Origin of the sequence: Pseudoalteromonas translucida KMM 520, assembly GCF_001465295.1 — a bacterium.
GTDB classification, from domain to species: Bacteria; Pseudomonadota; Gammaproteobacteria; order Enterobacterales; family Alteromonadaceae; genus Pseudoalteromonas; species Pseudoalteromonas translucida.
Map to the genome: position 1 here is coordinate 402424 of NZ_CP011034.1, position 13217 is coordinate 415640.

The 13217-nt window shown below is 40.8% G+C and carries 11 protein-coding genes; 8 read left to right on the top strand and 3 right to left on the bottom strand.

The window, feature by feature from the left end; genetic code table 11:
• Positions 1-88 precede the first annotated feature (88 nt).
• Complete coding sequence (locus PTRA_RS01875) at positions 89-700, top strand: hypothetical protein (protein ID WP_058374493.1); 612 nt, start codon at positions 89-91, stop codon at positions 698-700.
• Here PTRA_RS01875 and PTRA_RS01880 read toward each other — a convergent pair.
• The 3 genes from PTRA_RS01880 to nadC all read right to left on the bottom strand — a co-directional run bounded on the left by PTRA_RS01880 (position 681) and on the right by nadC (position 2975).
• Entirely contained in the window at positions 681-1112 is a 432-nt protein-coding gene (locus PTRA_RS01880; protein ID WP_069188177.1) for a pilin, read from the bottom strand. The two genes, PTRA_RS01875 and PTRA_RS01880, sit on opposite strands and share 20 nt — an antisense overlap.
• 11 nt (positions 1113-1123) lie before the next feature.
• Positions 1124-1567: a pilin gene (locus PTRA_RS01885; RefSeq protein ID WP_058372469.1), complete on the bottom strand. Its 444-nt coding sequence runs from the start codon at positions 1565-1567 to the stop codon at positions 1124-1126.
• 562 nt (positions 1568-2129) lie between these two features.
• Positions 2130-2975 (bottom strand): carboxylating nicotinate-nucleotide diphosphorylase, encoded by an 846-nt coding sequence (gene nadC, locus PTRA_RS01890; protein ID WP_058372470.1) that lies wholly within the window; start codon positions 2973-2975, stop codon positions 2130-2132.
• 299 nt (positions 2976-3274) lie between these two features.
• On the opposite strand from nadC, the gene ampD reads away from it, so the two are divergent.
• The 7 genes from ampD (at position 3275) to PTRA_RS01925 (ending at position 13195) form a co-directional block, all read left to right on the top strand.
• On the top strand, positions 3275-3829 hold the full coding sequence (gene ampD, locus PTRA_RS01895) for a 1,6-anhydro-N-acetylmuramyl-L-alanine amidase AmpD (RefSeq protein WP_058372471.1): 555 nt from the start codon (positions 3275-3277) through the stop codon (positions 3827-3829).
• Positions 3830-3842: 13 nt separating this feature from the next.
• Positions 3843-4694 (top strand): beta-lactamase regulator AmpE, encoded by an 852-nt coding sequence (gene ampE, locus PTRA_RS01900; RefSeq protein WP_058372472.1) that lies wholly within the window; start codon positions 3843-3845, stop codon positions 4692-4694.
• Between the two features lie 438 nt (positions 4695-5132).
• Complete coding sequence (gene pdhR, locus PTRA_RS01905) at positions 5133-5882, top strand: pyruvate dehydrogenase complex transcriptional repressor PdhR (protein WP_011327101.1); 750 nt, start codon at positions 5133-5135, stop codon at positions 5880-5882.
• Between the two features lie 83 nt (positions 5883-5965).
• The gene (gene aceE / locus PTRA_RS01910) at positions 5966-8632 is read left to right on the top strand and encodes a pyruvate dehydrogenase (acetyl-transferring), homodimeric type (RefSeq protein ID WP_058372473.1); all 2667 of its coding nucleotides are present in this window, start codon (positions 5966-5968) and stop codon (positions 8630-8632) included.
• A gap of 10 nt (positions 8633-8642) precedes the next feature.
• Positions 8643-10598 carry a pyruvate dehydrogenase complex dihydrolipoyllysine-residue acetyltransferase gene (gene aceF, locus PTRA_RS01915; protein WP_058372474.1) on the top strand — a complete coding sequence of 652 codons (1956 nt, stop codon included), beginning with the start codon at positions 8643-8645 and terminating at the stop codon, positions 10596-10598.
• Positions 10599-10755: 157 nt separating this feature from the next.
• Positions 10756-12183 (top strand): dihydrolipoyl dehydrogenase, encoded by a 1428-nt coding sequence (gene lpdA, locus PTRA_RS01920; RefSeq protein WP_011327104.1) that lies wholly within the window; start codon positions 10756-10758, stop codon positions 12181-12183.
• Positions 12184-12520: 337 nt separating this feature from the next.
• A complete protein-coding gene (locus PTRA_RS01925; protein ID WP_058372475.1) occupies positions 12521-13195 on the top strand; it encodes a tRNA-uridine aminocarboxypropyltransferase in 675 nt (224 codons plus the stop codon).
• The last annotated feature ends 22 nt before the right edge of the window (positions 13196-13217 follow it).

Below are 13217 nucleotides of genomic sequence, written 5' to 3' on the forward strand. Positions count from 1 at the left end.
CTTAGTGCTATATAATAGCTGCAAAATTGCACATAAACAATTGATGCAAAAGCTTTTACCAACTTATAACAAAATGATGGAATCATGTATGTTAAAACAAAAATTTAAACAGAAACTCCAGTGGTCAATTATACATTTACTTACAGGGGCTTTGGTTTTAACTATTGCTGCAATGCTTATTTATTTAAATTGGTTTTATGATGGTCGTTATTTGCTAACAGATTTAGTTGGCTTAGCGATAATTATATTTACCTTAGACCTTATTTTAGGCCCAGTACTGAGTTTTTGGCTACTCTCACCAGATAAAGCAAAGAAAGAAAATATCATCAATATTTTATTAATCGTATTACTGCAAGCTGTATCCTTTGGTTATGGTGTTGTTCAAATAGACAGCCAAAGGCTTGCTTATATTATAAAATGGCAAGGTTCTTATTTTGCTATATCAAAAAGTGAGTCTAGGCGAAGTGAAATCTCGGAAAGTTTTTACAAATTTAACGAGCCTAAAATTGGTACTGCTAATAGAAGTAAGTACGATAAGCTAATTAAAGAGTCAGTTTCGCCAGTGGAAATGTACGAGTTTTTTGAAGTATCAAATTTCGCAACAGAGTGCGGGATACAGTGCGCAGTAATAACAAAAAAAGGTATAGTAAATGTTACAATGGATGGTAATAATCTTGTTTTTAGCAAGTCCCTTCACTAATGCAGGTGCTAGTTGCCAATAATTCCCATTGCAGTTGGTTCGCATTTATTGTTGCAAGCATAATATAAGTATCTCCTGCGCTAGAAATAGATGCTTCGTTACTTGCTGTTGATTTTATTTGAATGCTTTGGGCGGTGTTGGTAATTTCAATGTCGGAGATAAACTCAGGGGCTAAAAAGTCTGATTTATTACTGCCTAGTTTACTAAAGGTATTGCAATTGTTTAGAGATTCTTTTGTATAAAAGCAAATTTCAATATTGCGCTGTAATGCGTTGCTCGCTAAAACAACTTCAGTAAATTTAGCGCGTTTATAATGGTTGTTATAAGCAGGAAGAGCTAATGATATTAATATCCCCATAATGGAGATAGTTATCATTAGCTCTATTAATGAAAAGCCTAAGGCTTTAATCATTAGTTATTCTATTAACAAAGACCTTTGGCAATACATGTACCATCTTGGGCCCAGGTAAGAGTTCCCAATGGCACATCAGCAGTTCCTGCAACTGAAGGGGTAAGTGTATATGTAGCATCATCAACAGTATCTTCACCAATAGCAGTGACTACTCCATCATCTCCAACTGTCACACTTAAAACATGAACTCCAGCTGCAGCTCCCGCTGTATCGAGACCAACAAGAGCAGGGGTCTTGCAGTTATCTAAATCTCCAGCTCCACGAGTTTGAAAACATACATCTACTAAGCCTTTCGCTGACGATGCTGCAAGTACAACCTCAGAAAAACGTGCTTTTTTAGTATATGTTTGGTACTGCGGTAATGCGATAGCAGCCAAAATACCGATAATTGCGATAACGATCATTAATTCAATTAGGGTGAAACCCTTTTGGTTCTGTTGTGTCATTGTTTTCATGTTTCCTCTCCTAAAGGATAATGTTGTGGTAAATAAACACTATTTAAGTAGCATTAGTGCTTAGCTTAATTTGTTTATTTAACCTGTTTACTTAATTTGTTTATTTAAACAGTTTACTTAAACTATTTATTTAAAAAATAAACTTTACTGTACAGCGTGTTTTGGTTTGTATAAAAAAAAGTACGCTGTGAATTTAGTTATTAAAGTTACAAACGTTTAGCACTTTAATGCGTTATTTAATTACTTTTATATTTAGGTATAGCCGCAATCAATTTTTAATTACTTATATTGTTAGCTAATACGCGCTTAGCTTTTTATGCCTGTTCACTGAACGCATTAGTATTAAAGCAGCTAATTAGTGCTTTTATATTAATGTTACATTCATTTATAGTACAACAGCGTGAGTTTACCACTGTTTTTTACTTTTTAGTACACGGCTTATATTTAAAAAAGTATTTTATTTAACAAAATGTTAAAAAGCAGTCCTTTCGGATTATTAAATGCTTTATAGCAGCTATTGTCAATGAATTAGCACGATTTTAATTTAGGCTTAGCACATATATTAATCAAACCGCATCGATAAATCGATTGATTGTAAGTTTTTTGTTAACGCCCCGCTTGATATAAAATCTACCCCTGCTTGTGAGTAAGTTTTAAGCGTTTGTAAGGTCATATTGCCGGAAACCTCAAGTTTCGCACGTTTGTTAGTAACCACTACAGCTTGCTTAATTTGCTCTACGTTAAAGTTGTCGAGCATTATAATATCGGCACCCGCATCAAGCGCTTGTTTTAGATCAACAAGTGATTCAACTTCTACTTCTATTGGTTTGTTTGGTTGGTTTTGTTTAGCTTGCGCCACTGCTTTGTTTATACCGCCACACGCTGCTATGTGATTTTCTTTTATTAAAAACGCGTCGTATAAACCAATACGGTGGTTTGCACCGCCGCCACATTTAACTGCATATTTTTGTAAAATGCGTAGACCAGGTATGGTTTTACGGGTATCGAGTAGTTGGGTTTTTGTACCCGCAAGTTCTTTTACGTAATGAGCAGTGGTAGTAGCCGTGCCCGAAAGTGTTTGTACAAAGTTAAGTGCTGTACGCTCGGCAGTTAAAATAGCGCGAGCCGAGCCTGTTGCTGTAAATAAAGTGCTATTAGCTGTAACTGCATCGCCATCGTTTACGAGTACATTTACTACAACGCTTGGATCTACTTGTTTAAATACTTCAATAATTAGGTCTTTACCACAAAATATGCAGTCTTCGCGGGTAATTACTTTAGCGCTTGCTTGCTCGTTTGCAGGAATAAGTTGCGCGGTAATGTCGCCATTTTCAGCACTTTGGTAATTTAAATCTTCACCAAGTGCAAGAGTAACTAGTTGACTAACTAAAGTGTGTGGAATAGGCATAAAAAAGCTCATAACAGTAAATAAATTAAGCAAATTTTACTATGTTTGAAATGTAATAACCAGCTTTGTGGTAAAGGCAGGTTTTAGGGAAAGAGCAGGTTTTAGGTAGAAATCAGCCAAGCTCGGTGCTTAGGTTATGTATAGGCGGGGCTTTATGCCGCGCAGGTTAAAATTAAAAAGCTGCGCGAGGTAAACTCCCGGCTACAAACTCGGTGGTTGGTAAGCTTTTATTGCTTCGTCTATCATTTTTAAATTAAATCCTTTAGCATCGATGTTATGTCGATCTTTTGATTTAAATTATGAACATAGATTTAAATGGGGTGGTAAATAGTGCTGTGCAGCGTGGTTGTGCGCATTTTGATGAGCGCCCGAGTGATACTGATGTTTCTTTATTGGTGATTCATAATATATCGTTGCCGGCGGGGCAGTTTGGTACGCCCTATGTTGATGATTTATTTATGGGTACGCTTAATTGTGAAGCGCATAGTAGCTTTAGCGATTTACAGGGTGTGCGGGTGTCGGCGCATTGCTTTATTAAACGCAGCGGAGAGCTAGTGCAGTACGTGCCATTTAATAAACGAGCATGGCATGCTGGGGCGTCTGAGTTTAAAGGGCAAACTAACTGCAATAACTTTAGCATTGGCATTGAGCTTGAGGGAACCGACACCACAGCTTATACTTTAGCGCAATACACTAGTTTAAAAACACTAAGTAAAGCCATAATGCAACGCTACCCAAATATAACAATAGAGCGAATTGTAGGGCATTGCGATATAGCACCAGGGCGAAAAACGGACCCCGGTAGTAGCTTTAACTGGCATTTATTTTTAACTATGCTTAAACAATCAGGCTAAGTGAGTAACAACAATGATTTTGGTTTCGATAATAATTGCATTAATACTTGAGCGCTTAGGTGCTCGTTCAGCCCATTGGCAAATTAGCTACTACGCAGATGGTTATGTAAATCGCTCGGCAAACCTACTTACTAATAAAGGCGTATTTGGCTCGGGTGTTGGTTTTTTAGTGTGGTTACTTTTACCTGTACTGGCTATTGGTTGTTTATATTTGCTATCTGACTTTGTGCTGTGGCAACTTATTTTTAATGTAACAATATTACTCGTGTGTTTTGGTTGTGCTAAACAGCGTGCTTTATATAAGTCGTACTTAAATGCTTTAACCCGAGATGATAAAACCGCAGCCACTTTATATGCACTGCAAATAGGCCAAAATCGCACAGAAGAAGAACAAGACGGCGAAACAGTGGGGCAAACCCTGGCGTGGGTTAACTTTAGGTTTTACTGCGCGGTGATTTTTTGGTTTGTAATATTAGGCGCAGCCGGTGCGGTTTTATATGCACTCGTACGCACATTCGCCGACTTGGTAACGCAAGATGACGATGAAATAATAGCAAAGCACACTAAAATGCTACACAGGTTATTATTTTGGCTTGATTGGTTACCTGCACGTATTACCAGTTTTGGTTATTTAGTAATAGGTAACTTTAATAAAGGCACTAGTTGCTGGTTACGCTACGCGCTTGATTTTACAAGCCCTAACCGCAAAGTAGTTACTTACACCGCATTAGCCGCAGAGCAGGTAGAAAAACGTTACTACGACTGCGCGTACGAAGCTACCTGTATGATTAAACTGGTAAAACGTAATGTATTGTTTTATTTAGTACTGATTGCGTTATTAACCCTGTTTGGTGGGTTGGATTAAAAAGCAGGCTTTAGATATCAGGCTTAAGGTAGAGATAAAACTAAGCTTGGTATCTAGGCTAATCGTAGACGGAGCTTTATGCCGCGCTGTTAATTAAAAAACATTGCGCAAGGTAAACCTTACGCAGCGTGTATTTGTTTTACTTATTTTTTAACTCCTAATACCTAAATCCCCCATTTCTTACCTCCTGGTCTGACCAATTTATTTTCGTCTCATTTACCTTTCTTTATTTATACTATTTTGTGTATTCTTTAAACTTTGTGCTGAATGCGTTACGCTGGCTAAGTGACCTTAAAGCCACTGTAAATTGACAGCAATTAGGCTTTTTGTTACCGTATGTCAAAATTTGGTATGACCAATTTACCTTTTGGCTAAATTGTTCAGTTCAAAGCCTGGTTTTAAGGGCTTTTGGTATTTATACAACGCGGACGTTGACTGATGTCTTTAAAGATTAAAGCTGCAAAATTATCGGATGTGATTTTACAACAACTTGAGAACATGATTCTTGAGGGATCGTTGGCACCAGGCGAAAAACTGCCACCGGAGCGTGAGTTAGCTAAGCAATTTGAAGTGTCGCGGCCATCACTGCGCGAAGCGATTCAAAAGCTTGAAGCTAAAGGTTTAGTAACTAGGCGCCAAGGCGGCGGTACGTATGTAAAAAATCAGCTCGAAGAAGGGCTTACTGATCCGCTGTTTGATTTGATCAGTAAACATCCTGAATCGCAGTTTGATTTACTTGAATTTCGTCATGCATTAGAAGGGATTGCCGCGTATTACGCTGCACTGCGTGGCACCAATAACGATTTTATTAAAGTAAAACAAAGCTTTGATCAAATTGCTTTGGTACAAGACGACTTACAACAAAAAGCGAAAGCAATAAATGCTTTTCATTTTTGTATTGCAGAGGCGTCACATAACATTGTTTTACTACATTTAGTGAGAGGCATGCAGGCATTGCTTGAGCAAAATGTATTACAAAATTTAACCGTGTTATTAACAAAATCAGATATCAGTAACCAATTAGGCCACCACCGTGGTTTGCTAATGGATGCTGTTATTGAAGGTAAGCCCGAAGAAGCACGCTTAGCTAGTAATGCGCATTTAGCCTATATAGAAGAAGCATTACTTGAAGCGGGTAAAGAACATTCGCGAATTGAACGCAGTTTAAGACGCACCAAACAAAATTAAGCAAATACATCCTTACTCAAAATTAGTAAGTGGGATGTGTTAAATACACAACATTCGTATTTTAAACATAAGGAAACCTCCATATGTCTGAAGTCAATAAAATTGACGTAGACGCGCTAGAAACACAAGAGTGGTTACAAGCTCTTGAATCGGTTGTGCGCGAAGAAGGTGTTGAACGAGCTCAGTTTTTACTTGAGCAAGTGTTAGAGCAAGCCCGTTTAGATGGCGTAGATATGCCAACGGGTATTACCACTAATTACGTCAATACAATTCCGGTAGAGCAAGAACCTGCTTACCCGGGAGATGTAAATATTGAACGCCGTATTCGTTCAATAATTCGTTGGAACGCGATTATGATTGTATTGCGTGCATCGAAAAAAGATCTCGATTTAGGCGGCCATATGGCGTCTTACCAATCGTCTGCGGCATTTTATGAAGTGTGTTTTAACCACTTTTTTAAAGCACCAAACGATGTAGATGGCGGCGATTTAGTTTATTACCAGGGTCATATTTCTCCGGGTATTTATGCCCGCGCATTTGTTGAAGGGCGTTTATCGGCATCGCAGCTAGATAACTTCCGTCAAGAAGTAGGTGGCGAAGGCTTACCGTCGTACCCGCATCCTAAATTAATGCCTGAATTTTGGCAGTTTCCTACGGTTTCTATGGGCCTTGGTCCTATTTCGTCTATTTACCAAGCACGCTTTTTAAAATACCTAGACGGCCGTGGCTTAAAAGACACTAAAAACCAACGTGTTTATGCGTTTTTAGGTGATGGCGAAATGGATGAGCCAGAATCTCGTGGCGCTATTTCATTTGCTGCACGCGAAAAGCTAGACAACCTATGTTACTTAGTTAACTGTAACTTACAGCGTCTAGATGGCCCAGTTATGGGTAACGGTAAAATTATTCAAGAGCTAGAGGGCCTATTTAAAGGCGCTGGCTGGAACGTAATTAAGCTAGTGTGGGGCAGCGGTTGGGATATATTACTGGCTAAAGATAAAACCGGTAAGCTATTACAACTAATGAACGAAACAGTTGACGGCGATTACCAAACCTATAAAGCAAAAAATGGCGCGTATGTACGTGAGCATTTCTTTGGTCGTTACCCTGAAACCGCAGCACTTGTTGCTGATATGACAGATGACGAAATTTTTGCGCTTAAGCGTGGTGGTCATGAGCCATCTAAATTATTTGCTGCATTTAAAAAAGCAGAAGAAACCAAAGGTCGTCCTACTGTTATTCTTGCTAAAACCGTTAAAGGTTATGGCATGGGTGAAGCGGCTGAAGGTAAAAATATTGCGCACCAAGTTAAAAAAATGGACATGTCGCATGTTGCACACCTACGCTCACGCTTAGGCCTTGACGATTTAATATCTGAAGAGCAACTAACCGAACTGCCATATTTAACGGTTGAAGAAGGCTCACCTGAGCACACTTACTTACACGCACGCCGTGAAGAACTAAAAGGTTATACACCTAAGCGTATTGCGCGCTTTAGCGAAAAGTTAGCTGTGCCAGAAGTAGAGGCGTTTAACCCGCTACTTGAAGAACAAAAACGTGATATTTCTACCACTATGGGTTTTGTTCGTGCACTTAATATTTTATTAAAAGACAAAGGCATTGGTAAAAACATAGTACCTATTATTGCCGACGAAGCACGTACCTTTGGTATGGAAGGTTTGTTCCGCCAAATTGGTATTTATAACCCGCATGGCCAAAACTACACACCTCAAGATCGCGATATTGTTTCTTACTATAAAGAAGCTACATCGGGTCAAGTACTGCAAGAAGGTATTAACGAGTTAGGTGCAATGTCGTCATGGGTTGCTGCAGCAACATCTTACAGCACCAACGATTTACCCATGATCCCATTTTACATTTACTACTCTATGTTTGGTTTCCAACGCGTTGGCGACATGGCATGGATGGCAGGCGATCAGCAAGCACGTGGTTTCTTATTAGGTGCAACAGCAGGGCGTACTACGCTTAACGGCGAAGGCTTACAACACGAAGATGGCCACAGCCATATTCTTGCCAGCACAGTACCTAACTGTATTTCTTACGATCCAACGTACGCATACGAAGTAGCGGTTATCATTCAAGATGGTATTCGTCGTATGTATGGTGACGATCAAGAAAACATTTACTACTACTTAACGTTAATGAACGAAAACTACCATCAGCCAGCTATGCCAGAAGGCGCTGAAGAAGGTATTCGTAAAGGTATTTACAAGCTAGAGAGCTACGCAGGCAAAAAAGCCAACGTACAGCTATTAAGCTCGGGTACTATTATGACTGAAGTACGTAAAGCAGCTAAAGTATTGAGCGAAGACTACGGTGTTGCATCTGACGTATTCTCAGTAACGTCTTTCAACGAATTAACGCGCGATGGCCAAGATGTTGAGCGTTTTAACATGCTTAACCCTGAAGGCGAGCAAAAAACTGCGTATATCACTAGCGTACTAAACGATTCAGTAACGGTTGCAGCAACCGATTACATGAAAAACTACGCAGAGCAAGCGCGTTCGTTTATTCCTAGCAATAACTATAAAGTGTTAGGCACCGATGGTTACGGCCGCTCTGATAGTCGCGAAAACCTTCGTCGTCACTTTGAAGTTAACGCAGACTACGTTGTAGTTGCTACGTTATCTGAACTTGCTAAACGTGGTGAAGTTGAAAAGTCGGTAGTTATTGAAGCACTTAAAAAGTTCAATATAGACACCAACAAACTTAACCCACTGTACGCATAAGAGGTTTGCAATGAGTATTGAAATTAAAGTACCCGATATCGGTGGTGATGAAGTAGAAGTAACCGAAATATTAGTAGCCGTTGGCGACGTTGTTGAAGTTGACCAAGCATTACTAACCGTTGAGGGCGACAAAGCGTCAATGGAAGTACCGGCCGACACTGCTGGCACAGTAAAAGAGATTAAAGTAAGCATTGGCGACAACGTAGCTACTGGCTCTTTAGTGTTTATCTTTGAGGGCGAGAGTGCAGGCGAAAGCGCAAGTACAGCTAAAAGCGACAGTGCAGCAGAGCAAAAAGCGCCTGCAACTGACGCTAAGCCAGCACCAGCGGCTTCTAGCTCTGCAGTACAAGACGTAACTTTGCCAGATATTGGCGATGACGAAGTTGAAGTAACTGAAATATTAGTAGCCGTTGGCGACAGCGTTACTGAAGATCAGTCTATTTTAAGCGTTGAAGGCGACAAAGCATCAATGGAAGTACCTGCGCCATTTGCTGGCACAGTGAAAGAAATTAAAGTAGCGACTGGCGATACAGTAAAAACTGGTTCATTGGTATTTGTATTTGAAGTAGCAGGTAGCGAGTCTGCAGCACCAGCAGCTGAATCAACACCAGCCGAAACTAAAGCAGCACCGGCAGCAGCCGAGCAAAGCTCAGCATCAAGCACAAAAGAAGTTAACGTGCCTGATATTGGTGGCGACGAAGTTGAAGTGACCGAAATTTTAGTAGCCGTTGGCGACAGCGTTACTGAAGATCAATCGCTACTAAACGTTGAAGGCGACAAAGCGGCAATGGAGCTTCCGGCACCGTTTGCAGGCACAGTTAAAGAAATTAAAGTAGCTACGGGCGACAAAGTATCGACCGGCTCGTTAATTTTTGTTTTTGAAGTTGCTGGTGGCGCACCCGCTGCAGCCGCTAAACCAGAAGCCGAAAAATCTGCACCTGCTGCTAAAAGCGAAAAGCCAGCGCCAAAAGCCGAAACAGCGACGCAATCTGCTCCAGCAGCTAGCAACGAAAGCTTTGCCAATAACAGCGCGTATGCACATGCATCGCCTGTGGTACGCCGTTTAGCACGTGAGTTTGGTATAAACCTAGCTAACGTAAAAGGCTCTGGCCGTAAAAACCGCGTAGTAAAAGACGACGTGCAAAACTATGTTAAAAACCTAGTTAAGCAAGTTGAATCTGGTCAATTGTCGGCAGGTAAAGGCAACGCAGGCGGCAGTGAGCTTGGGCTTATTCCATGGCCTAAAGTTGATTTTGCTAAGTTTGGCGAAATTGAAGAGAAAAAACTATCGCGTATTCAAAAGCTATCGGGTAAAAACTTACACCGTAACTGGGTGCAAATCCCACATGTTACTCAGTTCGACGAAGCCGATATAACAAGCCTTGAAGAATTCCGTAAAGAGCAAAATGCCCTTAACGAGAAGAAAAAGCTAGGTGTTAAAATTACGCCATTAGTATTTGTAATGAAAGCCGCAGCAAAAGCGTTGGCCGAATTTCCAACTATTAACTCGTCACTGTCTAACGACGGTGAAAGCTTAATTCTTAAAAAGTACATTAATATTGGTGTAGCGGTTGATACGCCAAATGGTTTAGTAGTACCTGTGTTTAAAGATGTTGATAAAAAAGGCATTATTGAACTATCGCGCGAGCTAATGGAAGTATCTGTTAAAGCACGCGACGGTAAGCTTACCTCGGCAGATATGCAAGGTGGCTGTTTTACTATTTCAAGCTTAGGCGGTATTGGCGGTACGGCATTTACGCCGATTGTTAACGCGCCAGAAGTGGCTATTTTAGGTGTATCTAAATCTGAAATGAAGCCAAAATGGAATGGTAAAGAGTTTGAACCAAAACTTATGGTGCCATTGTCAATGTCGTACGACCATAGAGTGATTGACGGTGCGCTAGCAGCACGCTTTACTGTTACGCTGGCAAGCTACATGAGCGATATTCGTCAATTAGTGATGTAATCGCTAAAAATGTATGAAATCAAATCCCAGCCAGTTGTTTTTTGCTGGGATTTTTACCATTTGCAATGATACAATCTTTGCACAGAATTTCTGCCTCGCAGAAGCATGGCAGTTAAACCTTGGGGCTGTGTCCCGTTCAAATAATTAAGGTAATAGCATGAGCAACGAATTAAAAACTCAAGTTGTTGTACTAGGCGGTGGTCCTGGTGGTTACTCTGCGGCTTTCCGTGCTGCTGACTTGGGCTTAGAAGTTACACTAGTTGAGTCTCGCGATACACTAGGCGGTGTATGTCTAAATGTGGGTTGTATCCCTTCAAAAGCGCTTTTACATGTAGCTAAAGTAATTGATGACGCAGCGGCAATGGCCGATCATGGCGTTACTTTTGGCGCACCACAAATTGACTTAGACAAAATCCGTTCATGGAAAGACTCTGTTATTGGCCAACTTACTGGTGGCTTAACTAGCATGTCGAAAATGCGTAAAGTTAAAGTTGTATACGGTTACGGTAAATTTACTGGCAGCAACACCATTGCTGTTGAAGGCACCGACGGTACAACAACAATTACGTTCGATAACGCAATTATTGCTGCAGGTTCTAAACCAGTTAGCTTACCTTTCATCCCAGAAGATGACCGCGTAATTGACTCAACTGGCGCACTAGAGCTTAAAGATATCCCTGAAAAGCTACTTGTACTTGGTGGTGGTATTATTGGTCTTGAAATGGGCACAGTATACCGTGCACTAGGTTCAGCAATCGACGTAGTTGAATTTGCTGATCAACTAGTACCTGCTGCCGATAAAGACATTGTTAAAATTTACCAAAAGTACGTAAGCGACAAATTTAACGTAATGCTTTCTACTAAAGTAACGGGCATTGACGCAAAAGACGATGGCCTATATGTAACGTTTGAAGGTAAAAACGCACCAGCAGAACCAGTACGTTACGACAAAGTACTTGTAGCAGTTGGCCGTACACCAAACGGTAAGTTACTTGATGCAGATAAAGCAGGCGTTAACGTTGATGATCGCGGCTTTATTAATGTTGATAAGCAGCTTAAAACAAACGTTGAGCACATTTTTGCAGTGGGCGACATTGTTGGCCAGCCTATGCTTGCGCATAAAGCGGTTCACGAAGCACACGTTGCAGCTGAAGTTATTTCTGGTCAAAAACATTACTTTGATCCTAAATGTATTCCTTCAATTGCCTACACAGATCCAGAAATGGCGTGGGTTGGTGTAACTGAAAAAGAAGCAAAAGAGCAAGGCCTTAGCATTGAAACTGCGGTATTCCCGTGGGCTGCATCAGGTCGCGCAATTGCATCTGCACGTACTGAAGGTTCTACTAAGCTTATTTTTGATAAAGAAAGTGGCCGTGTAATCGGTGGCGCTATGGTTGGTATTAACGCAGGCGAAATGCTGGGCGAAATTGGCCTAGCAGTAGAAATGGGTGCAGATGGCGAAGACTTAGCGCTTACCATTCATGCTCACCCAACATTGAATGAATCAATCGGCCTAGCAGCTGAAATTTACGAAGGTTCAATCACTGACTTACCAAATAAAAAAGCAGTTAAAAAGAAAAAATAATTTCTTTTAGTTAATTGTTTAAAAACCCAAGCCCAGCTTGGGTTTTTTTATGGGCGAAAAGCAGGTATTAGGTTAAGAGCAGGTATTAGGTTAAGAGCAGGTTTTAGGCAGAGATCAAACCAAGCTCAGTGTCTGGAGGTATGCGTAGGCGGGGCTTTATGCCGCGCTTATTAATATTAAAAAACTGCGCGAGGTAAACTTTCGGCTACAGGGTTGTATTACCTTATTGATACCTAAAACCTGAACGCTAAAATACTCTTTTCACTGCGCCCTTACATATCTATTTTTATCAAATATAGCTACAATGCGCGCCTAATTTATTTAAGGTAAACCCCCAGTGAAAAATGCCGTTTTAGCATTACGTGCCCAACAAATAAGCGAATCGCGCCGTGAGTTCAATGCTCGGGGTGCTAAAATGACACGTTGCCAGCAATGCTTACTTGCAGAGCTTTACTGTATTTGCGAAGGGGTTATACAGGCCGATTGCGACGCTGCTGTTTGTTTACTTATGTATCATAATGAAAGCTTTAAACCTTCAAATACTGGGCGTTTAATCGCCGAAATAATACCTGAAAACTATGCATTTAGATGGGACAGAACCGATCCCGATGCCAAACTATTAGCATTAATAAACGATCCACAATATCAGCCTATGGTGGTATTTCCTGCTGAAGATGTAGAGCCGGGCAGAGCCGTAACTGAAGTAAATATAACAGCCGGTAAAAAACCGCTATTTATATTTTTAGACGGCACCTGGCGCGAAGCTAAAAAAATGATCCGCAAAAGTCCGTATTTAGATAACCTTCCGGTATTATCGATCACTGCCGACAAACTCTCAGACTACCGCCTACGCGTTGCTCCCCATGCGCACCAACTCGGCACTGCAGAAGTGGCCATTATGGTGTTAGCGTTAGCGGGAGAGAAGGATGCAGCCTCTAAATTAGAACAGCACTTTATAAAATTCCGCGACGCGTACTTATTAGGTAAACGTAATAAAGGTAGGCCAGAGTAAAAAGGGCAGGTTTTAGATATTA